We start from the raw sequence: 23017 nt of genomic DNA on the forward strand, positions 1-23017 counted from the left end.
GAGAGTATTATGCCTAATTATGCAAATCGCTACATAAGTAGCTTAACCCGAGAAACTTACGCGTTAATACTGGCAGGGGGTCGCGGCTCTCGTCTGCATGAGCTAACCGACTGGCGAGCAAAGCCCGCAGTTTACTTTGGTGGTAAGCATCGAATTATCGATTTTCCACTATCAAACTGTATTAACTCGGGTGTGAGACGCGTTGGTATTGCCACACAATATAAGTCGCATTCACTCATTCGCCATGTAAACCGGGCGTGGGGGCACTTTAAAAAAGAGCTGGGTGAGTCGGTTGAAATACTCCCTGCATCTCAGCGCCAAGGTGATGATTGGTACTGTGGAACCGCAGACGCTGTTTTTCAAAATATAGATATTATTCGTCATGAGCTTCCTAAATATGTAATGATTTTATCAGGAGATCATGTGTATCGCATGGACTATGGTGCTTTACTGGCTGAACACGTGCAAAAAGGCGCTGATATGACCGTATGTTGTATTGAAGTGCCCGTAGAGGAAGCCGCAGATACGTTTGGTGTAATGACTGTTGATGAGCAAAACAGAGTGTGTCGTTTTGATGAAAAACCAGCAATGCCTAGCTCTGTACCGGGTAAGCCAGGTACCTGTTTAGCATCAATGGGGAATTACATTTTTAATACTGAATTTTTGTTTGAGCAACTTAAAAAAGATTCTGAAAATGAAGGCTCAGGCCGCGACTTTGGCCACGATATTATTCCGGCGATAATAGAAGATCATAATGTATTTGCTTTTCCGTTTAGAGATCCAGACCAAGAAGGGCAACCTTATTGGCGCGATGTAGGTACGCTCGATTCATTTTGGGAAGCTAACATGGAGCTGGTAATGCCAGAGCCACAACTTGATTTATACGATCCGACATGGCCAATATGGACATATCAAGAGCAACTACCGCCTGCTAAATTTATTTTTGATGACGATGACAGACGCGGTATGGCATTAGACTCTACTGTGTCGGGTGGGTGTATTATTTCGGGCTCTGCAGTAAGAAAGTCTTTATTGTTTTCTAATGTCCATGTTCGTTCTTTTTGTACCATTGAGCAGTCGGTAATTTTACCTGGTGCAGTTATAAACCGAGGTTGTAAAATTAAGCGTGCAATAATAGATAGAAGCTGTGAAATACCTGCAGGTCTTGAAATCGGTTTTGACAAAAAAACAGATGAAGAAAACGGCTTTAGAGTATCTAAGAAAGGCATCGTTCTTGTTACCCGTGATATGCTCACTGAGCTTGCAAAAAAGTTAGAGCGCCAAGCGCGTGAGAATAAAAAGCTAGCGTAAAATACGTTAAATATTAAGCACGACAACAAAGCTTGCTCATTCATGAGCAAGCCCACACAGGTCTAAAGGAAGTAGTAAATTAATGCATGTATTAATGGTTGCAGCAGAAAATGACGCGTTACCAGGCGCAAAAGTAGGCGGTGTGGCAGATGTAGTACGCGATGCCCCAAGGGCGCTCGCAAAGCAAGGTATAACGGTTGACGTTGTTATTCCTGACTACGGGTTTGAGCCGCTTGAGCGTATTTATATAGGTGAAGTAACCGTTGCATTTAATGCTCAACCGCATGTATTAACAGTTTTTGAAGTACAACAAGCCCAAAATAATGTAAGCCAAATTGTTATTAGCCACCCGCTATTTAGTGAATCAGGTAGTGTATATTGTAATGATGCACCGGGGAGGCCTTTTGCAACCGATGCCACAAAATTTGCTCTATTTAATGCAGCTGTCTGCGAAGCATTATTACAAGGTGTATTAAAGCGCCCTACAGCGCTACATTTACATGATTGGCACAGCGCCTGCGTTGCAGTTTTACTTAAGTTTGAGCCACGTTATAGCTCACTTAATACCTTACCGATTGCCTACACGGTGCATAATATTGCACTGCAAGGTATAAGACCTTTTAAACACGACGACTCAAGCTTAGAGGCATGGTTTCCGTCACTTAGTTATAATGGCCAGCAACTATGCGACCCGCGTTACCCTCATTGCTTTAATCCTATGCGCAGTGCAATAAATCTTTGCGATAAAATACATGTTGTATCACCAACCTACAGCCAAGAGGTACTTGAACCTAGCAATTACGAGCATGGTTTTTTTGGTGGTGAAGGGCTTGAGCAAGATCTTCAAAACGCAGCAAGGCAAGGTAAGCTTGTTGGTATTTTAAATGGCTGTGAATACCCAAGTAACACTTTAGAAGAGGCTACAATCGCTGATTTTTATAGCCAAGCAGAAAACACATTGTTTGGTTGGATGGCAAATAGCGAGCAGTTACAAAGCGGCTATTATATTGCTCATCAACGACTACAACAATTTAAAGCTGTGGCTAATGATGGGCCACTAGTCACAAGCGTTGGCCGGCTTACAGAGCAAAAGGTTTTGTTATTGTGCCAGCAGGTAAATGGAACTTTAGCGATTGATAAAGTGTGCCAAGTAATTAATGAATATAACGGCAGGCTTATTGTTTTAGGCTCGGGTGACAAAGAACTCGAGAGCATATTTACAAAAGCAATGGCACGTAATTCCAATCTTTTATTTTTGAAAGGTTATGGTCAAGGTGTTGGCGATTTAATGTATCAATTAGGTGACTTATTTTTAATGCCAAGCTCATTTGAACCTTGCGGTATTAGCCAAATGCTGGCAATGCGTGCGGGGCAACCGTGTTTAGTTCACAGTGTTGGCGGACTAAAAGATACAGTTAAACACCACGAAAATGGTTTTAGCTTTAATGGAGATACGTTAGCAACGCAAACGAGTAATTTAATTAGCTGTTTAGACGAAACTCTCTTAATTAAAAAGCAAAATCCTAAAAAGTGGCATAAAATTAAGCACAGCGCAGAGCAAATGCGTTTTTCGTGGCCACAAGTGGCAACTGATTATATAACAACCTTATACCGGTAAATCGTTGCTGTACTTTAAAGTTTAGTGACAAATGTACCTGCTTAGGGTTTAATTACTTAGTATTATATAAAAACTAAGAAGTAGGTAATGTGTCTGTATTTGTTGCAAGGCAAGCAATATTCAATCGAAGTAAAAAAGTAGTAGCCTATGAGCTACTTTTTCGTGATAGTCCAAAAAATTATTTTCCAGATATTGCAGAAGGCCAAGCAACAGCAAGGCTTATTATGGAAAATCAATTAAATTTAGGTACACGCCATATTACATCAGGCAAAAAAGCGCTTATTAATATAGGACCAGAATCATTAAAACTCGATTTATGTGCTTTCCTACCATGCCAAGACGTTGTGATTGAGTTACTCGAAACCATAGAACCCACCGACGATAACTATGAACTATGCCGAGGTTTATTTCATAGTAACTACAAACTCGCACTCGATGACTTTGTATATAAACCACAGTGGGATCGTTTTTTAAAGCTTGTGAAGCTCATTAAATTTGATATTGCAATTACACCTCTTAGCGAAATACAGCCCATAATTAATAAGTTACAAGCGCATAAACAAATAAAAATACTAGCGGAAAAAATAGAAACCCAAGACGATTACAAGCTTGCCTTTGATATGGGATTTGATTATTTTCAAGGCTATTTTTTTGCAAAACCCACCATGATCAAACAAAATGACATTGACTATAACTATGGTTTAGTCGTCGCTATTTACGCCGAAATAATGAAAAACAGTCCAGATATAAAAGCTATATCGGGTCTGTTTGAGCTTGATGCTGCACTTGCATATAAATTGCTGCGTTTAATAAACAGCGGTGTGTTTCCTATACAAAGCCAAATATCGTCACTCAAGCAAGCGCTTGTGTATTTAGGGCATGAACGCCTTAAAAAGTTTGTGAGCCTTATTGTTACTGCTCATACCGCAGGTAAAAAACCGGCAGAGCTAATGCAAGTGTGTGTTGTACGCGCACGTTTTTGTGAGTTATTAGCAAAAAAGGTTAATAAGAGCCAGCCAGGCGAAGCATTTTTAACCGGATTATTTTCACTGCTCGATGCAATCCTTGATCAACCCATGAGCTTACTTGTTGAAAAGCTCCCTTTTCCTGATGAAATAAAAACGGCATTATTAGGGGATAAAAACACACTGTATTATATTTTAAATGTTGTTAAAGCATACGAAACAGGAAGCTGGTGGGCACTTGAGCAAGCGGTACTTTTGCTAAATATAGATAGTGCTATACTACCTCCACTTTACCAGCAGTCAGTCGATTGGGCTGACAGTTATAAGAATAATATTTAACGGATAATAGCTTTAATGCGCAATTATAATATGGACTTTATTCGCGGCGTTGCCGTGCTTGGCCTAGTTTACATGAATGCTTACGCCTTCGGCCTTTTTGAATACGGGTATACCTCTTTAACTAATCCTCCTGTTAGCGACTCAATTATTCACACCTTTAGCAGCGTGTTTGTAGATGGGCGTTTTAGAACACTGTTTAGTTTGCTTTTTGGCGCCGGGCTTTATATTCAGTGGCAACGTTATAAGTCTGAATTGCAGTTAAAAAGCAGGCTCTATTGGTTAATCCTCTTTGGTTTAGCGCATGGTTTTTTACTTTGGGCAGGTGATATTTTATTTGTTTACGGTGTATCTGGCTGGTTTGTTATTAAATATTTAGAGAGTGATAGCAACGTACTTTTAAAAAGAGGACTTGAGTTTATTTTGTTATCGGGTGTAGCTACCGTGCTTGTTATATCTAGCGTACCCGATGAAGTGATTTACCGCGATTCAGCACAGTTTATAGATTTATATAACCCACACTATATTGATTACTTTATTAGTAACCTCGCCATGAACACATTGATGCTTGTTATGGTGCCAATAATGATAATGTGGATGTGCGTGGGTCTTATGCTCATTGGTATTTATTTATATAAACAAGATGTTTTTAGTAAAGGCTTAACGACTCAGCAATTAATAATTTGCGTTGCAATAACCATTATTTTTTGTGGTGTTAGGCTTTATGCATCACAGCTTAGTGGCAGCTTAGGGTATGGAGTGCAAGAATTTGTAAATATGTTTGCGGCGCTAGGTATGGCTACGCTTTATATTCATTTAATTGTTAAATTTTGCAATAACAAGGCACACGTCGGCACGCTTATTCAACAAGCAGGGCGCTTAGCATTTACTTTATATATTAGCCAAACACTCATGCAATTATTGTTATATAAAGTGCTATTTACGCACTGGGTACTCAGTTTTGATCGTATTGATTACTGGTTAGTAGCAACGGGTTTAGTTGTGCTGCAGCTCATATTTACCTTTATATACAGCCGCTATTTTAATCAAGGTCCGCTTGAATATGTATGGCGTAAATTAACGAAAGCAAAAATTAGTGCTTAAACGTCTATAAATAGTAAATTAGGGGCGAAAAAATAGTGTGGGTGGTTTACACTACTCGCCTTAAAAATTACTACGCTATAAGTGCCATGACCGAATTAAAACGTTTAAATAAATTTATTAGTGAAACAGGATTTTGTTCACGCCGCGAAGCCGATAAATATATTGAGCAAGGTCGTGTCAGCGTTAATGGCTACTCACCAGAAATGGGCGTAAAAGTAGCCGCTACCGATGTTGTATTAATTGATGGTAAGCCGCTTAAAGCCACGCCAAAGCGCGTTTACATTGCCTACAATAAACCCGTTGGTATAACGTGTACTACCGAAAGTAAAATTCAAAGTAATATTATTCGCGCGGTAAATTATCCTACGCGTATATTCCCAATAGGGCGCTTAGATAGACCGTCTGAAGGGCTTATATTTTTAACTAACGAAGGCGATATCGTTAATAAAATTTTACGTGCGGGCAATAATCACGAAAAAGAATACGTTGTTACGGTAGATAAACCGCTTAATCGTCAGTTTGTTACAAAAATGGCGAATGGCGTGCCTATCTTAGATACCGTTACTAAAGAATGTAAAGTAACGCAAAGTGGCCCCAAAGAATTTAAAATAGTACTTACTCAAGGTTTAAACCGTCAAATACGCCGCATGTGTGAATACTTAGGCTACGAAGTTGTAACCTTAAAACGTACGCGCATAATGAACGTAACACTTAAAGGTTTAAAAGTAGGGCAGTGGCGTCACTTGTCAGATATTGAAATGGCGCAAATAAACGATTCGATTTCTGATTCTGGTAAAACCCAAGAGCACTCGCTTGATACTAATAAGCAATCAGAAAATAATGCACCTTTAGCACCTAAAAAACGTGATTTTCAGGGCGAAAACCCACGACGGTTTAATAATGGTGATCGAAATAATGAGCGTAGTACTGAGCGAAATACAAATCGTAACTCTGAGCGCAGCAACGCTAACGGAGAGCGCAAAAATGAGCGCAGTAATACTCCTTACCAAAAGCGTTCTACAACGTATGTGGGTAAGCCAAAAAGCATTAAAGAGAACAAGTCGTCTAATGCTAAATCAGACTCAAAACCAAGCTCTGACCGTATTCTCAGTCTAAAAAAATAATGTGCAGCTAAGTGGTATCCTACTACCACTGTATTTCTTGTACTATATTACCAAGTGGGCTTTTAACGCCCACTAAGTTTACGTTGTTATTTTGCAAACCCACCAATCTACCTTTATCTAAATACCATCTAAAAGTGTGCTTTTTATAGCTTTTTAAATCCAGTACAGTCAGTTTTGCGCAACTGTATTCATAATCAGTTGGGCAAGTACCTACTTCGAGTAACTGATATTCTTGCTGCCATATATTATCGCCGTATTTATTAGCCAGTAACTTTACTGAAATACATACTGACGTCCACAACCATAAGTAAATTAAAATAGGTAAACCGATTGGTATAAATACTGAACGGAATTTCCCGTGCTCAACAATATAATCTTTAACCGTATGTTTAAATTCAAAGTTATTATTGTATTTTTTATATAAGTGCCTAAATAAAGCAACCGATAACACGATCGTCATTATTGGAAATAACGTAAATGTTAAGGTGTTATATATACCGTTGGGAATAAAAGCGGGATCGGCTTGTTCATCCCATGCAAGTAAAACCAGCGGAGGTGCTGTTACTAAAAGTAATAAGGCGCTGTTGAATAGTTGTTTAAAGGTCACAGGTATTCACTTATAAAATGCTGCTTGTATAAAGCCCAAATTAGCGCTTAATGTTTAGCTATTGAATGCTAAAGCCAATATAAAATAAGAGTATACCTAAATAAATTGTAATCGCCGATAACGAGTTTTTAGAGCGCAGGCGCTTAACAAGGTCGCGTGTGCCATCAACCATACCGGAAATAACCAGTAGTATGCCCCCTGTAAAACGGTAGTTGTTTAAGTTCACGTTACCACTATCGTCAGTTATAAAGCGTAAATAACCAAAAAGTATAAAAAGACTGCCTGCTATTAGTACTGCAATTTTAAAGTTTTCCAAGGCTTTTCCATAATATTGAGTTAGATATTAAAACGCCACTGAGTCTAGTCAGTGGCATTTAACTATATTACGAATTTAGTATTTATCCATATTTACTTTGCAAAACCACCTAGAGGCTTTAATAGAAGTGGTGACAGTGCAGCATGTTTATCGGTTAGTTCTTTAGGTAAATCACCCAAATGAACCATACGTGTTGGTGTTGCTGCAGCAATCCAGCGCTCTGCATGATCATCCCAGTTTTGGATGTGTATGTGCGATGCTTCTAAATCTCTAAAGCGCTCATAAACCATAATATCGCCATCGTCAGACATGTAATATTGGTAATTTAGTGTACCAGGCTCTGTTTTTGCACGTTCTACTTGTGAATTCATTACTTCACGAAAGGCATCTAACTGGCCAGGGTTTAGCTTGGCTTCAACAATCCAGCCAAAATTATCAAATGTCGTATCACCGTTTTTGTTAATTTGACTCGTTTGTTCTTCTTCGCGAGAAAAGCCACCAAATGGTTTTAGCCAAAGAGGGCTTAAAGCCGCATGACGCTCACGAACATCATCAGGTAATTCGCCTAAATGCACCATGCGTGTAGGTGCAGCAGCCGCCATCCAACGTGCAGAATGATCGTCCCAATTTTCAATATGTTCGTGTGAAGAGTCTGCATCAGCAAAGCGTTCGTAAACTAAAACATCGCCAGCATCAGACATATAATATTGATAATTTTTAGTGCCAACTTCATTAAGTGCGCGATTAACTTGTGAATTCATCACCGCTTTAAAGTTTTCAAGTTCACCAGCATTAAGTTTAGCTTCTACTATCCATCCAAAATTTTTAAACATGACTTTCTCTACTTAAATAAATTGCCTCTGTATAAGTGAGGCTAAAAAGTTAAAGGCAATTTCTATCGCCCTAGTTAGCATACCTATCGCTTAATTGGTAAGTGCTTAGATAACGAAGCTAAGTGTACAGAGTATTTAAATATTGATAATAATCGCATTTACTTAATCAGTTTATAGTAAATGTATATAATAGTGGTTAGCCTATTTTGCAGGCCATTTAAATTTTTAAGTTAAAATTGCTTTATAGACGTGTTGTTAAGCTATTTACAAGTACACTTAGTTATATGAAGGGTAAGCTGTTAAGATGCGCCGTCTTAATAATGTAGAAAGGTTATAGAAGTAACATGTCAAAATTTTTCTTTATGGGTAAGCCCGACATAATGGGTAAAAATAACAGTAATGGATTTGCGCCAAATCGTACCGCAAAGGTAGGCACAGAGTTGCACCCGTTAACGCTAATTGTAAACTCAGCTGAACGACAATCAGAAATAGAAGCAATACTAGAAGAGCATTCGCTGTTTGCTTCAATTGAAGTTAAAGCAGACGTACCAGAAGATATTCGCGAACTAGACTTTGCGCTTAGCAAGTCAACACCACAAGTATTTGATAAAGTACCAGAGCGTAACGCACCTTGTGTATGTGGTAGCGGCAAAAAATATAAGAAGTGTTGCGGTTAGTTTCTTAACAACTAAATATGTAGCCTTTCTTTTTTCATCGGTATTAAATAAAAATGCCACAGGATTTTGAGCCTGTAGCATTTTTTAATGTTAACCAATTATATGTTTAACTACTTACGTGGCTCGTAATCAATTCTAAATATAACCGTGTAAAGTACTGGCACTACAATGAGGGTTAGTATGGTAGCAAAGCCTAAACCAAACATAATCGTTACCGCCATTGACTGAAAAAACACGTCAAATAACAGCGGGATCATACCCAAAATAGTCGTTATAGCTGCCATTGCAACTGGTCGCACACGGCTCACACCAGAGTCAAACACGGCTTCATAGGGCGATTTACCTTCCCTTAATTCAAGATTTATTTGATCAACTAATACAATACCGTTTTTAATTAGCATACCGCTTAAGCTTAACAAACCAAGTAGCCCCATAAAGCTAAACGGCGCATTCATAGCTAACAAACCCGCGCTTACACCAATAATAGCCAACGGCACAGTTGCCCAAATAACAAGTGGCTGTTTGAGCGAGTTAAAAAGTAGTACGGTTACTGCAAACATAGCTAAATAACCCAGCGGTAATGAGCCAAATATTGCTTTTTGCGCCTTGCTTGATGACTCAAACTCGCCGCCCCATTCTAGTTGGTAACCACGCGGTAGTTCCATGTTCTCTATCGGACCGCGAATACGGGCAAATAGTTTTGCAGGTGTTTCATCCCCTAATACATTATTATCGGCCATTACTGTAATAGTACGTTTGCGATCGCGGCGCATTATTAGGCTGTCTTCCCACTGCACATCAAATTCGTCTACAACCTGAGTCACTGGTACAAATACACCCAATACTGGGCTGTATATTTGAAGGTCGTGTACGCTTTCTACGTTTAAGCGCTCGTTTGCCGGAGAGCGTGCAATAATAGGTAGCAACTGCGTGCCATCGCGATATACGCCCACTTGTTTACCCGATAAGCTCGTTAGTAATACATTGTCTAAGTCTGATTTACTAATACCTAATCGGCGTGCTTTTTGCTCGTTAAATTGCGGGCGAATCATTTTGGTACGTGCGCGCCAGTCATCACGAATATTGTATGCACCATCGTCGCTACCAATCAATTCTTCGGCTGTAGCGGCGAGTTGTCTTAAAACAACAGGATCAGGGCCCGAAAAACGTGCTTCTATTTTTGCATCAGTAGAGGGGCCAATTTCCATCGGTTTAATTTTAAGCTGTGCAGAGAGTGCATGATTGCTTGAGTAATCACGCACTGTTTGCATTACAGTTGCTACGGCTTCTCTGTCGGCAACACGAATAATTAATTGGCCGTACGCGGGGTATGATTTTTCTGGCGCGTAGGTAAGCATAAAGCGCGGTGCACCTTGGCCTGTTGTACTTGTTACTTCTTCAACAAGGTCTTCTTTTTGTAAAAACTCTTCAAGTTTTTTAACGCCCTCTAGGGTTGAGCGAATATCAGAGCCTTGCTCTTGCCAGTAATCTACATAAAACATAGGTGTATTAGAGGCAGGAAAAAACGACTGTTTTACAGAGCCAAAACCAACAACCGCCGTACACAGTAAAACAACCATTAATATAAGCGTGGTTTTTCTAAAGTGCAGCGCTAAATCTAAAATTGCTTTGTAACCATTAAAAATAAAACCTTTATATGGGTCTTCATCTTCTTGGCCTTCTTCGTTTTTAAATTCGTTTTCCTTGAACATTAAATTGGCAAAAAATGGCGTTAGCGTAATGGCTGTTATCCAACTTAATAAAAGCGAAATAAACAACACCCAAAACAAGCTACCGGCAAATTCACCACTGGCATCAGAGCTTAAACCAATTGGCGCAAAGGCAGTGACTGCAATGACTGTTGCACCTAATAAGGGCCATTTTGTTTGCTCAACAATATTAACCGCTGCTTTGAGTTTTGTTTGCCCACGTTTAAGGTTTATTAATATGCCTTCAGTGACGACTATTGCGTTATCAACTAGCATACCAAGAGCAATAATAAGTGCCCCAAGCGATATACGTTGCAAGTCGATAGCAAACAACTTCATAAATATAAACGTACCCAGTACAGTAAGCAGTAAAATACCACCAATTAAAATGCCGCTTTTTAAACCCATAAATAACAGCAGTACAACAATAACAATCGCAATGGCTTCAAGTAAGCTGATAATAAAACCATCAACCGATTTTTGAACCTCTTGTGGTTGGTTGTATACAGAATTTATGTGAATACCATGAGGGCGTTGATATTCAAGTGAAGCTAAATGCTCGTCTATGTTTTTACCCACATCAACTACGTTAACACCCGACATAAACGACACGCCAATAAGTAAAGCTTGCTGAGAGTTATAACGAATAATGTTATTTGGTACTTCTGCGTACTCTCTGTAAACCTTTGCTACATCGCCTAAGTAAATAAGCTCATTGGCACCTGATTTTGAAATTAATAAGGTTTCGAGCTCTTTTACATCTTTAAATTCGCCAGTAGGATGCAAGCGAATTGACTCATCGCCCACGCGAATTTTACCCGCGTTAGATACCGTATTTTGCGATTGCAATAACTGGAATATATGGCTTGGCGCAATACCTAATTGAGCAAGTTTACGCGTAGAAACTTCAACCATTACTTGCGCTTGTTGTTGCCCCGCAACGGTTACTTTACTAACGCCTTTAACCAATACCAGTTCGCGCTTTAAAAAATCGACGTAATCTTTAAGCTCATCATACGAATAACCATCGCCGGTTACCGAATACATAACACCGTAAACATCGGCAAAGTCGTCCAAAATAGTGCTTGGGTAAACACCACTGGGTAATGACGGAGAAAGGTCGTTAATTTTACGACGCATTTCATCCCAAATTTGGCGAAGCTGCTCTTTACGATAATTGCTTTTCATTTCTACTGAAATTTGCGACTTACCGTTAGATGAAATAGACGTAACGTAGTCAACATAAGGCAATTGCTGAATCGCGTTTTCAATCGGAAAAGTAACTTCTTCTTCAACTTGTTGCGGCGACGCGCCAGGGTACATAGTAATAACCATGGCTTTTTTAAGCGTAAACTCAGGGTCTTCTAGTTGCCCTAAATCAAAGTACGACACACTACCGCCAATTAATAGCAGCAGCGTAAACATCCAACTGATTACTTTTTTCTCTATGGAGAGTTGTGCAAAGCTCATAATTATAAGCCTCGCTCTTTATTCCATGCTCTTACTTTCATGCCTTCTTTTAGTGAATGCACACCGGCTGAAACCACAATTTGGCCCTCTTCAATACCGCTTAATACTTCAATGCCATCGCGGTGCAACTGGCCAACCTTTACAGCTTGTTTATGCACTTGGCTAGTTTTTGAATCAAAAAGCCATACGTAGGCGTTATCTTCAATTGATTCTTGCGGCTCAGAAAACACCGACTCGATAGGTAAGATTGTATAAGCAACTTGCGAGCGCGTTACTTTACTTAAATCAATAAGCACGCTACCCGTCATACCGGCTAGTAAATTAAAGTCCTCAGGTACTGGTAGCGAAAATACAACTTTATAAGTAAGTGTTGCAGGATCTGCTTGGGTATCCCACTCTTTAATATCAAGTATGTATTCTTTGTCGTCAAAGCCATCAAACTTTACAGTAGGGTGGTAATCGGTGCCTTTTTTAAAGCGAGCGACTATTTTTTCAGGAACCTGAATTTCTACGTCCATTAAATCGCGTGTTTCTAAGCGTAGTATATTTTGCTTTGCTTGAATATTTTCAAAGTTTTTAACAAACACCTTAGCCACTGTGCCTGAAAATGGTGCGCGTAGTTCACTGTATTCAAGGTTCGTTTGTGCAATTTTAAATGCAGATTCAGCAATTTGCATATTAGCAGTGGCTTGATCTAATTCTGACTGGCTAGTGATTTTTTTCTCAAACAATTGCTCAATACGGCCAAGTTGTGACTTTGCCAATTCAAAGCGCGCTTTACGTTCGTCAAACTGTAACTGAAAATCTTCAGGGTCCAGTTTTGCTAATAAATCACCTTTTTCAACGTGTTCGCCAGCAAGCACAGGAAACTTAATAAGTTCACCGTTTACCCTAAAAGCAAGGTACGAGCCTTGGTTTGCAACAACTTCAGCAGGAAAACTACGAATGTTAATTTGCGTATCATGACCTATGTTGAATAATTTAACAGGGCGAATGGGCTCTTCTTTAACTTGTTGTTCTGGCTCAGAACAGGCTATTAAGCTAAGTAAGGTCGTTGTTAATAAACATAGACGAAAGAGTTTCATGTCTTCTCCGTTGCAATGATGGCAAAATAATTAAGTGCAGCATACGCTGCAAACATATAAAATAAAAATCATTAAATTTTAGAAACTCAATAAGTTTTACTTATAATGTTGCAGAGCGGTATATGAAGCTGAATCAATTAATAATTTTAGATGCCATAGTGCAAAGCGCAAGCTTAAGCGGAGCAGCACTAAAGCTACATAAAACGCAGCCCGCGCTTACACTCGCAATTAAAAACTTAGAAGCCAAAATAGGGTTTGAGTTACTAGACAGAAGTAAGTACCGATTGCAGCTTACTGAAAAAGGGCGTGTTTTTCACCGCGAAGCGCAGCAACTACTGCATGCCAACGACGAGCTAGCACAGCTCGCTAAAGAATTGGCATTAGGTAATGAACCCCAATTTAGAGTTTGTTACGAGCAACTTTGTCATATGCAGAGTTATAACGAGATCATAAGTAATACTTTTAGGTTGTTTACCAGCACAGAGTTTAGCTTAACCAGCGGGAAGCGCTTTATTTCATTAGAGCAAGTAAACAGTGGGCAAGCCGAATTAGGTATTGGCCCGTGGTTTGATTTATTTCATGCAACAGGCGATTTAGAAAGCGTCCCCATAGGTAGGCTCGATATTGGCATTGTGAGCGCTAAAGGCGTACTCCCTCAAAAACTCACCTATAGCGAACTGCAAACGTATCCGTGTTTAGCCATGTTTGAAAGTGACTTGAGTATCGACAGCGACAGGCTATCGTACTCAAAAGGCTCCGCCATGATGAAAATTGATGATGTATCGACTTTAAAATCGTTTTTACTCTCAGGCGCAGGTTGGGCAATGATGAGCCTAGAGCACTGCGACCCTGAAATAAAAGCAGGCTTACTTCAAGAAATACACATAACTGACCGAGAGCATAAATTTAGCGCGCAAATTAGAGCCTTTAGGCAGCATGCAATGCACCACGGCCCTGTAGCGCGTACTATCTGGGAGCAATTTAAACAACTAAGTAAGGAATATTCTAACAACAATGGATATTGATAAAGAAACGCTTATTTATACTGTTATCGCAGGCATACCAGTAGGAAAAGTATCAAGTTACGGGCAAGTTGCAGCTCTTGCTGGTTATCCGCAAAACTCACGGTTGGTCGGGCGCTTATTAAAAGTGATGCCAAACGACTCGGTTATACCTTGGCACAGGGTAGTGAATGGTCAAGGTAAAATATCATTCCCTGCAGGTAGCGAAAAATACCAAGAACAGCGCGAAAAGCTACTATCAGAAGGTGTGCTGTTTAAAAACGACAAAGTGAATATGCGCGAGTGCCGGTGGGAGTGATGTGACTATTATTGGCGGATAAATACCAGCAGCTGTCCTTCAAGGCGTGAATCTGAAACTTTGTTGGGTGGCGCCTTCGGCTTAACCAACCTACATTTTGACGTAGGTCGGATAAGTGGCGAAGCCACGCCATCCGACAAAAATGATGAATTTACTAGAAACAGCCCAACTTACCGCGTTGATGACACTGAAGATTACTTTTTAAAGCAAAATATCAGTTTTGAGTGTTTTATAACTTGGGAGTTAAGTGGGTGAGCAAAGAGATGGACGGCTTTGTGCTAACTGCAGACGGTCAGATGTCATAATGTCTGAAGTCAAGATTTGATAACCATATAGAAAGCTCTTTGAGTTTTCCGATACAGTTGTGTTAACCAAAACATAAACTGTACCTCGAGGAACTTAGTATGAAACTATATGGTGGAATTGACTTGCATTCAAATAATAGTGTGATTGCTATTATTGATGAACAAGGTGAAACGCTTAGCTGTAAGCGTTTAAATAATGACATGTCTGTCATTTTATCTTTTTTAGCCCCTTATAAAGACAAGCTAGCAGGACTTGTTGTTGGATCAACATTTAATTGGTATTGGTTAGTTGATGCATTAATGGATGATAAGCTTTGTTGTTTTGTTTAATACTGATTCATCATACTTCACATCTCCTTCAACACATGCTTAGAGAGCCTAATTGTTTTTTATTTTAAGAACTTTTAAAGATAAAGCTTTATAGTGGCTTAAATAATGCGTGTATTTTGTATGAATCATGCTGAAACTTAAAAGGACGTTTTAATGGCGCTATCAGTAGTAACAAATACAGCATCACTCAACGGGCAGCGAAACCTTAATAAATTCGGTAAAGACCTTGAGGTTTCAATGCAACGTCTATCTTCAGGTATGAGAATTAATAGTGCAAAAGATGATGCAGCTGGTATGCAAATATCAAATCGTTTGACTTCCCAAATTAATGGTATATCAGTTGCTCAACGCAATGCCAATGATGGAATATCTATATCGCAAACTGCTGAAGGAGCTATGGAAGAGTCTTCGAGTATCCTACAGCGAATGCGAGTATTGTCTTTACAATCTGCGAATGGCTCAAATAATGGAGATGATAGGGCTGCACTACAAAAAGAAGTGACAGCGTTGCAGCAAGAAATAACCCGCATAGCGGAAACTACTCAATTTGGAAGTATTGGTTTACTTGATGGTACGTTTGGTACAAAGCAGTTTCAGGTAGGTGCTAATGCAAATGAAACAATTAATTTAAATTTGAATGATGTTTCTGCTGACGCTATTGGAATTTATAAAATTGAACCAATTTATTTTCCTGCAGCACCATACCCTTTAGATACAATTACATCGTTGAGGTTTTCAACTTCTGATTTATGGACCTTAAATGGCGAAAGTATCAGTATTCCAGCAGGTACTGGAGCTAGTATTGTTGCTGACGTTATTAACAATAGTGGTGCTGATGTACTTGCCTCTACAAAGTTAGAAGCTCGGATAGAAGGACTAACTTCAGCAGATGATGGTGTTATGAGCTTTAAGAAGGGAGGCATAGTTATAGATAGCTATGATCTGAGTAAATATAGCGGTAACTTTGACAGATTAATGGAAGATCTTCAGTCTGATGGTTATGAAGTGATAGAAAGAGATAATGTAGCAGGGGCTACATCCACTTCATTTGATGTGTTCGGTGTTGATGTTGATGGCTTAGATATGACATCATCTCCAACAGTTAAGCTAGGCCAACTTGTTGATGGCGCTCCAGTTGGTGCTCTACAGTCACCAGTAAACCCTAACAATGGAGCATCTGTTTTCTCTAAATTAGAATTGTCCTCTTCAGATGAAATTAGCGTCAATGGAGGAGATGTTAATCGTTACTTAAATGTACCTCAAACTGGTGGAGTAAGTATATTAGATCATGTTGATGACATAGATATCTCAGGTGAAAACTCTGATGGGGCACAATCAGCTATCGAGGTAATTGATGCTGCTTTAAAACAAATAGATGCAAATAGAGCAAATTTAGGTGCAATACAAAATCGACTTAATCATACGATTAATAATTTAGCAAATATTTCTGAGAATGTTTCTACTTCCCGCAGTCGTATACAGGATGCCGATTTTGCTATTGAAACAGCTATAATTACAAAAAATCAGATATTACAACAAGCTAGTACTACGGTTCTCGCTCAAGCAAATCAGGTTACTCAAGCAGCCATTAATTTACTTGGCTAAATTACGTAGTCATAAATTTGAGCTATTCGAATTATACAAGTAGTTCTAGCTTATTTAATAAACGTAATTGCTAATTGAAATATAATGGCAAATACACCCAGCAATAACGAATAAGTGCCAAATTGCGTGGCTAAATTGGGTGCTTTTAGCACTGTAAAATAATGTACCTAAACTATAAAAAATACCGCCGGCAAGTAGCCAGTAAAGTGCCTTTACATCAACACTAGAATAAAGTGGATATACAATAGCTAGTGCAAACCAGCCCATGAGTAAGTAGGTGGCGAGTGATATTTTTTTATTGCCGTTGCGTACAAATACTTTGTACGCAACGCCTGCTAGTGCCACCGCCCAAATAAATGTAAGTGTTGCCCATGACCAAGCACCGGTTAATGAGATTAATAAAAAGGGAGTGTAGGTGCCGGCAATTAATAAGTATATGGCGCAGTGATCGCACTTTTTATAAAAGGCTCTTAAGCGCGGTTGAATACTGGCGTGGTACAAAGTGGATGACAAAAATAGTATAAACAAGCTGCTGCCATAAATTGCAGTACTAATATACGCTTTAGTGCTGGTGGCTTGACTAAATAGATCCCACATAACAAACGCGGCAAATATAATACCGAGTGCATGGCTGATTACGTTTAATTTCTCTTCTTTACGGGAATAAGGCGTTTCTAACGACATAACTGTTCCTACCACTATTGGAATTAATTTCAGTGTACAACTGTACGCTGAAAGTTTCAATCTTAGCTGTGAGTAATTCTAAATAACTTTATTTGATACGCTACTTTAGCTTTTACTTGATTTTAAAGAGAATTAATTCACTATGTTGGTGTCTAGTGTAATACATATTACGAGCTGAAATAACCATGAAACAAGATCTAAAAGCTGCTTTACTTACCGCCATTGTTTATCCTGGAGCGGGGCATTTTTCTTTAAAAAAACACCTTATAGGCGCTATTTTTGCGGGTGTATTCTCTGTTCTTTTAATTTTAACCTTTCAAGATATATTTGCGATTGCACAGTGTACTGCAAATGAAATTGTAAACGGAAAAATCCCCATGTCGGTTACGGCCATTTTAAAAGCCGCGCAACAACCATCTGACGCTTGCGCTCAACTCGCTGAATATAAGTATGTACCTTTAATGATTATAATTTGGGTGCTGAGTATGATGGATGCATACCGTTTGGGCAGAAAAGCGCTGCCCACTAAAAAATAAGCCACTTAATTAGAACTCGGTTTGGTTGGCTTATTAATTTTCTTCCCGCATATTTATCCCTGATATTTAGCTATTATTGATGGCGGTAATAATTATTATTACCGCCTTTTCATTTTTATACATATTTTTTGTAACCGAGATTTTTTGCCCGCATCATGTAAACATCGTGTAAATGCCTGTATATACCCAGTAAAATCCTCAAACCTCGTTAAATCACTCACTTGTTGATATTTAGTTAACTAAAATCCTTATCTTTGTACCTTTTTATTCATTTAATGTTAATAAATAAATGGTACTTTCTGCTCGCCAAATTAACTTTATTTGACTATTAAGTATTGGTTTGGTGTCAATTTATTACGTCAAGCAATGACGACTGATAATTTCAATTTAAGGAAATACGATGAATAACAGTTCAAATAATCACAAAAGAAAGGATTTTAAAGTGGCGAGCTTATCGTTAGCTTTATTATTAGGATGCTCAACAATGGCCAATGCCGCTGTTGAAAAGTTAACGGTGAGTGGAAATCAAATTCTTGCGGGTGGAGAAAACACAAGCTTTGCAGGACCTAGCCTATTTTGGAGTAACACGGGTTGGGGCGCTGAAAAGTTTTATACAGCAGAAACAGTAGCAAAGGCAAAAACTGAATTTAATGCAACATTAATTCGTGCAGCTATTGGGCATGGTACGAGTACTGGTGGTAGTTTGAACTTTGATTGGGAGGGCAATATGAGCCGTCTTGATACTGTTGTAAACGCAGCTATTAGCGAAGATATGTACGTTATTATTGATTTTCATAGCCATGAAGCACATACCGATCAAGCAACTGCAGTTCGCTTTTTTGAAGACGTAGCTACCAAATATGGGCAGTACGACAATGTTATTTATGAAATTTATAACGAGCCGTTACAAATCTCATGGGTTAACGATATTAAGCCTTACGCAGAAACAGTTATTGATAAAATTAGAGCAATCGATCCTGATAACTTAATTGTGGTTGGAACGCCTACGTGGTCGCAAGATGTTGATGTGGCATCACAAAACCCAATTGATCGCGCCAATATTGCTTACACTCTGCATTTTTATGCTGGCACGCATGGTCAATCGTATCGAAATAAAGCACAAACAGCACTCGATAACGGCATTGCACTATTCGCCACAGAGTGGGGAACAGTTAATGCTGATGGCAATGGTGGTGTTAATATCAATGAAACCGATGCATGGATGGCATTTTTTAAAACAAACAATATTAGCCACGCTAACTGGGCTTTAAACGATAAAAACGAAGGTGCTTCGTTATTTACTCCAGGCGGTAGTTGGAATTCACTAACATCGTCAGGCTCTAAAGTTAAAGAGATCATTCAAGGTTGGGGTGGTGGTAGTAGCAATGTTGATTTAGATAGCGACGGGGATGGCGTAAGTGACAGCCTTGATCAGTGCGATAATACTTCCGCAGGTACAACGGTTGATAGTATTGGTTGTGCAGTAACTGACAGCGATGCCGATGGTATAAGCGATAATGTTGATCAATGCCCTAATACACCTGCAGGTGAAACTGTTAATAATATAGGTTGTGTTGTTGAAGTAATTGAGCCACAAAGCGATGCGGATAACGATGGTGTGAATGATGATATTGATCAGTGCCCAGATACACCCGCTGGTACAAGTGTTGATACAAACGGATGCAGTGTTGTAAGTTCAACAGATTGTAACGGTATTAATGCATACCCTAATTGGGTGAACAAAGATTACTCAGGTGGTCCGTTTACTCACAATAACACCGACGACAAAATGCAATATCAAGGTAATGCATACAGCGCAAATTGGTATACAAACAGTCTTCCAGGAAGTGATGCTTCGTGGACGCTTCTTTATACTTGTAATTAAGCACGTTAAATAAAATATGCGAAGAAGGTAAATAATACATTTACCTTCTTTTTAAAAGTATTAGCCTTTATAAACACTTTGGTGTTGTTCAACAATATTGTAGCTTGGTGAGTTTATGTTATCTATATAGCGCCAATCGGTTGTGATTTGCTCTTTAGTAATAGTCAGTAGCATATACCCACGGTGTGATAAGTCACAATAGTTTAAATCGTTTATTAACAATGAAAGCGAGTCAGCCATTTGCTTTGCTTGTGCTGTATTAAGCGCTAAATAATGCTCCATACCCGGGGATGTAACACCAGGTGTTGCAAACTCTACTCCTACGCTTTCGCCTTTTGCATTTTTTAATGTGCCATGCCACGCATTGTGCGTATCACCTGCAACCACGACTAACTTTTTATTTAATGCGGTAATGCTTTTGTATAATGCTTCGCGCTCGCTTGGGTAACCATCCCACGCATCTAAATTATAAGGCATTAAAGTATTTACGCGTGCGAGTTGCTCGGGAGTTACCGTTTTATTTGCTAACACCGCTTTTTTAATGGCAACAAGCTCTTTTAATATCTCGGGTATTTTAGTGCGATCGGATTGCGAGAATATTTCAGTAGGTAGCCACATTTTAGTCATCAACACTTGCTGACCTAATACTTGCCACTTTGCATTTGATTGAGTTATTGCACTCGTGAGCCAGTTTAATTGTGTACTACCCAGTAACTGCCTTTTTGTATTATTTAAATCGCTCGCAAAGCGCGCAACATCCATTTGTTTGGTCTCTAGATTTTTATAGTCGCTGTAAGCGAGTTGTTTATCGCGTGCTATTACGCGCGTATCTAGCATGTGTAAGCTTATTAAATTACCAAAATCGAAGGTGCGGTATATTTGCGGGCTTTGCTCGCCCCTAGGCGGCCTAATTGGCAGCCATTCGTAATAGGCTTGAATGGCTGATGCACGGCGTTTAAAAAAGTCACCTTCATCAGGGGTATGATTTTCAGCTCCACTTTTATAGGTATCGTTAGTAACTTCGTGATCATCCCATATTGCGATAAATGGCGCTGCAGCGTGAAGTGCTTGAAGGCCTTGGTCTGTTCTGTAAATAGCATAGCGTTTACGATAGTCGCTAAGGGTAATAATTTCACCGCTGTTATCAGCTGCTAATTGGCGGCCAATGTTTTCTGCATTTTGTGTGGCGTACCCGCCCATTGGGTATTCGTAAATGTAATCTCCCAAATGCAGTACTACATCTAAATCTTTTTGCTTAGCGGCATCTGTGTAGGCATTAAAGTACCCAGCAGGGTAGTTTGAGCACGACACAACAGCCATTTTTATTTGTTCAATATTATTTATTGGTAGTGTTTTAGCACGGCCAATAGGGCTTTGTGTATTTAACCCAATAAAGCGATAAAAGTATTCTGTATTTGGAGTAAGGTCTTGCACATCTATTTTTATTGTAAAGTCGCGGCTTTTATCGGTTTGTTCGCGCCCGCTGCGAATAATATTTTTAAATTTAGAATCACTTGCCAACTCCCAAGCAACAGTTACTTCTGACGTTAATTGAGAAGTTGTTGCGCGTGTCCATATTATTAAAGCATTACTGAGCGGATCGCCACTCGCTACACCGTGTTTAAATTCAATAGCCGATAGAGGTTTGTTTATTAATGTTTGAGCACAACCTGTAATGGCACTCGATACTGCGACGGTAAATATGCTTGCTGCTGAGGTTTTTAAAAAATTTCGACGTGATAAAAGGGTCATACTGCACTTTTTGAATTATTTATAGTGGTGTGCACTTTAGCGGGTAGATATGACGTTTTTATAAACGCTAAATGTATTTAGTGTGACGGTATTAATACACTTAAAACTCTTTTATTTATTAACTAAAAAATAGTCAAAAAATTAAATTAAATGGTTAAATTAACGAGGTATGAATTTATTAAATTAAAGCAATCAATGTAAAGTTGTTTAATTACAATTAGTTAAGGTTTGTTTTTATGTTGGCACAACCCTTGAGTATATAACTACGTCTAAACAATACACAAACAAGGAATACCATTATGAAACATTCAATTAAAATCGCTATGGCAAGTTTATTAGTATTAGGTTCTGCGCAAGTTCATGCAGTAGAAGTGGACCTAGATGTAACTGATATATTAACTCAAAGTGTAGCAAGCTACGTAAAGCAAACCACAATCGAGCTTGAAAAATCACTAAAGGAAACGCTTTATTTTGATGCTAAAACTGTTTTAGAGGGGTTATTAGATGAGCCCGTTTTAACAGATAGCGCAACGATTAAAAATACTGACGCTAGCGTTAAAAACGTAAAATAAACCACTTAAAGGATTAAGACGATGAGCAGTGAACTTGGATTATTTGCATTAATGTTAGCACCCGTAGTAAGCATGATTAGCGCTTATTACTCGGTTCAAGTGTTTAAAGCTATGGGAGGTTGGTTTAATCTTTAACCAATTATATAGCTGGTAATTAATTCGATTCATACAAAGCTGATCGACTTAGCTAAAGCGCACGTAAATAAAGGCAGAGTGTTTGAAATAAGTAGACTTTATGAAACGTGCGATTTTTCCATTACCCATTTTTATGTTACCTGAAGGTTATACGCGATTACGCATATTTGAGCCTCGCTATTTAAATATGGTTAAAACCGCATTAAAAAATAATACAGGGTTTGTGCTTTGTACTTTCGAGCATGACACGCCTTTTAATATAAGCGCGCAAGGTTGCCTTGTTGATATTATTGATTTTGACCAAGACGATAACGATGTATTATTAATTGATGTATTTGCATCTAAAAACGTGCAAATTAATGATGTTTATCAAGACGAAGACGAATTACGTCATGGCTTAGTGTCGCCTTGTAATACGCCGTATTGGTACAAAGATTCTAACAATCAAATTGGTGAACATTACCTACTACACGACGCGCTTAAAAACGTATTTGCAGGTAATTCAGAGCTTAATTTATTGTACAAAAAAACTCATTTTGACAAGTTGCCTTGGATTGCAGCACGTTGGCTTGAGCTCCTACCTATATCAATTGAGAAAAAACAGCAACTTGCGTTTGAAACGAATTTTGATAACTTACTTAATTTCCTCCATACTGTGATTAATAACGAATTTGCCTAAATTTTATGATCCTAAATTAATTATTGCCCGTATTACTTAATACAAAAGCAATAACGGGA

Annotated in this window: 21 protein-coding genes; 14 read left to right on the forward strand and 7 right to left on the reverse strand. The window is 38.8% G+C overall.

Translation table 11 applies throughout. The features are described from left to right. Positions 1–9 precede the first annotated feature (9 nt). The 5 genes from glgC to rluF all read left to right on the forward strand — a co-directional run bounded on the left by glgC (position 10) and on the right by rluF (position 6458). Complete coding sequence (gene glgC / locus I6F66_RS06940) at positions 10–1311, forward strand: glucose-1-phosphate adenylyltransferase (protein ID WP_197208978.1); 1302 nt, start codon at positions 10–12, stop codon at positions 1309–1311. A gap of 82 nt (positions 1312–1393) precedes the next feature. Further along, on the forward strand, positions 1394–2929 hold the full coding sequence (locus I6F66_RS06945) for a glycogen synthase (protein ID WP_165728032.1): 1536 nt from the start codon (positions 1394–1396) through the stop codon (positions 2927–2929). Positions 2930–3018: 89 nt separating this feature from the next. After that, complete coding sequence (locus I6F66_RS06950; RefSeq protein WP_197208979.1) at positions 3019–4233, forward strand: HDOD domain-containing protein; 1215 nt, start codon at positions 3019–3021, stop codon at positions 4231–4233. A 30-nt stretch (positions 4234–4263) separates the two neighbouring features. Further along, entirely contained in the window at positions 4264–5334 is a 1071-nt protein-coding gene (locus I6F66_RS06955; protein ID WP_197209018.1) for a DUF418 domain-containing protein, read from the forward strand. 86 nt (positions 5335–5420) lie between these two features. Then, on the forward strand, positions 5421–6458 hold the full coding sequence (gene rluF, locus I6F66_RS06960) for a 23S rRNA pseudouridine(2604) synthase RluF (RefSeq protein WP_197139377.1): 1038 nt from the start codon (positions 5421–5423) through the stop codon (positions 6456–6458). A 22-nt stretch (positions 6459–6480) separates the two neighbouring features. On the opposite strand, the gene I6F66_RS06965 is transcribed toward rluF, so the two are convergent. The 3 genes from I6F66_RS06965 to I6F66_RS06975 all read right to left on the reverse strand — a co-directional run bounded on the left by I6F66_RS06965 (position 6481) and on the right by I6F66_RS06975 (position 8214). Beyond that, positions 6481–7065, reverse strand: coding sequence for a hypothetical protein (locus I6F66_RS06965; RefSeq protein WP_197173672.1), 585 nt, complete (start codon positions 7063–7065; stop codon positions 6481–6483). Positions 7066–7123: 58 nt separating this feature from the next. Further along, positions 7124–7381: a hypothetical protein gene (locus tag I6F66_RS06970; protein ID WP_007580737.1), complete on the reverse strand. Its 258-nt coding sequence runs from the start codon at positions 7379–7381 to the stop codon at positions 7124–7126. A 92-nt stretch (positions 7382–7473) separates the two neighbouring features. Continuing rightward, the gene (locus I6F66_RS06975; RefSeq protein ID WP_149603664.1) at positions 7474–8214 is read right to left on the reverse strand and encodes a putative quinol monooxygenase; all 741 of its coding nucleotides are present in this window, start codon (positions 8212–8214) and stop codon (positions 7474–7476) included. 344 nt (positions 8215–8558) lie between these two features. On the opposite strand from I6F66_RS06975, the gene I6F66_RS06980 reads away from it, so the two are divergent. After that, positions 8559–8891: a PBPRA1643 family SWIM/SEC-C metal-binding motif protein gene (locus I6F66_RS06980; RefSeq protein ID WP_010552992.1), complete on the forward strand. Its 333-nt coding sequence runs from the start codon at positions 8559–8561 to the stop codon at positions 8889–8891. A 110-nt stretch (positions 8892–9001) separates the two neighbouring features. On the opposite strand, the gene I6F66_RS06985 is transcribed toward I6F66_RS06980, so the two are convergent. Then, positions 9002–12070, reverse strand: coding sequence for an efflux RND transporter permease subunit (locus I6F66_RS06985; RefSeq protein WP_165722762.1), 3069 nt, complete (start codon positions 12068–12070; stop codon positions 9002–9004). Positions 12071–12072: 2 nt separating this feature from the next. Next, the gene (locus I6F66_RS06990) at positions 12073–13155 is read right to left on the reverse strand and encodes an efflux RND transporter periplasmic adaptor subunit (protein ID WP_197183652.1); all 1083 of its coding nucleotides are present in this window, start codon (positions 13153–13155) and stop codon (positions 12073–12075) included. Positions 13156–13277: 122 nt separating this feature from the next. Between I6F66_RS06990 and I6F66_RS06995 the strand changes: the two genes are divergently transcribed. From I6F66_RS06995 to I6F66_RS07010, 4 genes are all read left to right on the forward strand, one after another. After that, the gene (locus I6F66_RS06995; protein WP_010552989.1) at positions 13278–14180 is read left to right on the forward strand and encodes a LysR family transcriptional regulator; all 903 of its coding nucleotides are present in this window, start codon (positions 13278–13280) and stop codon (positions 14178–14180) included. Further along, a complete protein-coding gene (locus I6F66_RS07000; RefSeq protein ID WP_197118940.1) occupies positions 14170–14475 on the forward strand; it encodes an MGMT family protein in 306 nt (101 codons plus the stop codon). Before I6F66_RS06995 ends, I6F66_RS07000 begins: the two co-directional genes overlap by 11 nt. A 404-nt stretch (positions 14476–14879) precedes the next feature. Beyond that, on the forward strand, positions 14880–15110 hold the full coding sequence (locus I6F66_RS07005) for a hypothetical protein (protein WP_231609613.1): 231 nt from the start codon (positions 14880–14882) through the stop codon (positions 15108–15110). Between the two features lie 153 nt (positions 15111–15263). Next, positions 15264–16715, forward strand: a complete 1452-nt coding sequence (locus tag I6F66_RS07010) for a flagellin (RefSeq protein ID WP_197208980.1) — start codon at positions 15264–15266, stop codon at positions 16713–16715. Positions 16716–16769: 54 nt separating this feature from the next. Here I6F66_RS07010 and I6F66_RS07015 read toward each other — a convergent pair whose 3' ends face one another. Continuing rightward, positions 16770–17399 carry a hemolysin III family protein gene (locus I6F66_RS07015; protein ID WP_197208981.1) on the reverse strand — a complete coding sequence of 210 codons (630 nt, stop codon included), beginning with the start codon at positions 17397–17399 and terminating at the stop codon, positions 16770–16772. Positions 17400–17584: 185 nt separating this feature from the next. Here I6F66_RS07015 and I6F66_RS07020 point away from each other — a divergent pair, with 185 nt between their 5' ends. Together I6F66_RS07020 and I6F66_RS07025 are read left to right on the forward strand one after the other, a co-directional pair. Then, complete coding sequence (locus tag I6F66_RS07020) at positions 17585–17935, forward strand: hypothetical protein (protein WP_121955585.1); 351 nt, start codon at positions 17585–17587, stop codon at positions 17933–17935. A 400-nt stretch (positions 17936–18335) separates the two neighbouring features. Beyond that, positions 18336–19820, forward strand: coding sequence for a cellulase family glycosylhydrolase (locus tag I6F66_RS07025; RefSeq protein ID WP_197208982.1), 1485 nt, complete (start codon positions 18336–18338; stop codon positions 19818–19820). A 60-nt stretch (positions 19821–19880) separates the two neighbouring features. Here I6F66_RS07025 and I6F66_RS07030 read toward each other — a convergent pair whose 3' ends face one another. Further along, entirely contained in the window at positions 19881–21572 is a 1692-nt protein-coding gene (locus I6F66_RS07030) for an alkaline phosphatase (protein WP_197208983.1), read from the reverse strand. A 299-nt stretch (positions 21573–21871) separates the two neighbouring features. On the opposite strand from I6F66_RS07030, the gene I6F66_RS07035 reads away from it, so the two are divergent. After that, positions 21872–22144, forward strand: coding sequence for a hypothetical protein (locus I6F66_RS07035; RefSeq protein WP_197208984.1), 273 nt, complete (start codon positions 21872–21874; stop codon positions 22142–22144). 235 nt (positions 22145–22379) lie between these two features. Next, on the forward strand, positions 22380–22958 hold the full coding sequence (locus I6F66_RS07040; protein ID WP_197208985.1) for an LON peptidase substrate-binding domain-containing protein: 579 nt from the start codon (positions 22380–22382) through the stop codon (positions 22956–22958). The last annotated feature ends 59 nt before the right edge of the window (positions 22959–23017 follow it).

This window comes from Pseudoalteromonas sp. NZS100_1, from assembly GCF_015864285.1.
In the GTDB taxonomy this organism is placed as follows: domain Bacteria; phylum Pseudomonadota; class Gammaproteobacteria; order Enterobacterales; family Alteromonadaceae; genus Pseudoalteromonas; species Pseudoalteromonas arctica.

What these genes read in the sequence shown, in the direction of transcription:
- I6F66_RS07000 (WP_197118940.1), top strand. Translation starts at nt 14,170, where the DNA reads ATGGATATTGATAAAGAAACGCTTATTTATACTGTTATCGCAGGCATA.
- I6F66_RS06945 (WP_165728032.1), top strand. Translation starts at nt 1,394, where the DNA reads ATGCATGTATTAATGGTTGCAGCAGAAAATGACGCGTTACCAGGCGCA.
- I6F66_RS06955 (WP_197209018.1), top strand. Translation starts at nt 4,264, where the DNA reads ATGGACTTTATTCGCGGCGTTGCCGTGCTTGGCCTAGTTTACATGAAT.
- I6F66_RS07040 (WP_197208985.1), top strand. Translation starts at nt 22,380, where the DNA reads ATGAAACGTGCGATTTTTCCATTACCCATTTTTATGTTACCTGAAGGT.
- I6F66_RS06995 (WP_010552989.1), top strand. Translation starts at nt 13,278, where the DNA reads ATGAAGCTGAATCAATTAATAATTTTAGATGCCATAGTGCAAAGCGCA.
- I6F66_RS07020 (WP_121955585.1), top strand. Translation starts at nt 17,585, where the DNA reads ATGAAACAAGATCTAAAAGCTGCTTTACTTACCGCCATTGTTTATCCT.
- I6F66_RS07015 (WP_197208981.1), bottom strand. Translation starts at nt 17,399, where the DNA reads ATGTCGTTAGAAACGCCTTATTCCCGTAAAGAAGAGAAATTAAACGTA.
- I6F66_RS06985 (WP_165722762.1), bottom strand. Translation starts at nt 12,070, where the DNA reads ATGAGCTTTGCACAACTCTCCATAGAGAAAAAAGTAATCAGTTGGATG.
- I6F66_RS07025 (WP_197208982.1), top strand. Translation starts at nt 18,336, where the DNA reads ATGAATAACAGTTCAAATAATCACAAAAGAAAGGATTTTAAAGTGGCG.
- I6F66_RS07010 (WP_197208980.1), top strand. Translation starts at nt 15,264, where the DNA reads ATGGCGCTATCAGTAGTAACAAATACAGCATCACTCAACGGGCAGCGA.
- rluF (WP_197139377.1), top strand. Translation starts at nt 5,421, where the DNA reads ATGACCGAATTAAAACGTTTAAATAAATTTATTAGTGAAACAGGATTT.
- I6F66_RS06975 (WP_149603664.1), bottom strand. Translation starts at nt 8,214, where the DNA reads ATGTTTAAAAATTTTGGATGGATAGTAGAAGCTAAACTTAATGCTGGT.
- glgC (WP_197208978.1), top strand. Translation starts at nt 10, where the DNA reads ATGCCTAATTATGCAAATCGCTACATAAGTAGCTTAACCCGAGAAACT.
- I6F66_RS07030 (WP_197208983.1), bottom strand. Translation starts at nt 21,572, where the DNA reads ATGACCCTTTTATCACGTCGAAATTTTTTAAAAACCTCAGCAGCAAGC.
- I6F66_RS06990 (WP_197183652.1), bottom strand. Translation starts at nt 13,155, where the DNA reads ATGAAACTCTTTCGTCTATGTTTATTAACAACGACCTTACTTAGCTTA.
- I6F66_RS06980 (WP_010552992.1), top strand. Translation starts at nt 8,559, where the DNA reads ATGTCAAAATTTTTCTTTATGGGTAAGCCCGACATAATGGGTAAAAAT.
- I6F66_RS07005 (WP_231609613.1), top strand. Translation starts at nt 14,880, where the DNA reads ATGAAACTATATGGTGGAATTGACTTGCATTCAAATAATAGTGTGATT.
- I6F66_RS07035 (WP_197208984.1), top strand. Translation starts at nt 21,872, where the DNA reads ATGAAACATTCAATTAAAATCGCTATGGCAAGTTTATTAGTATTAGGT.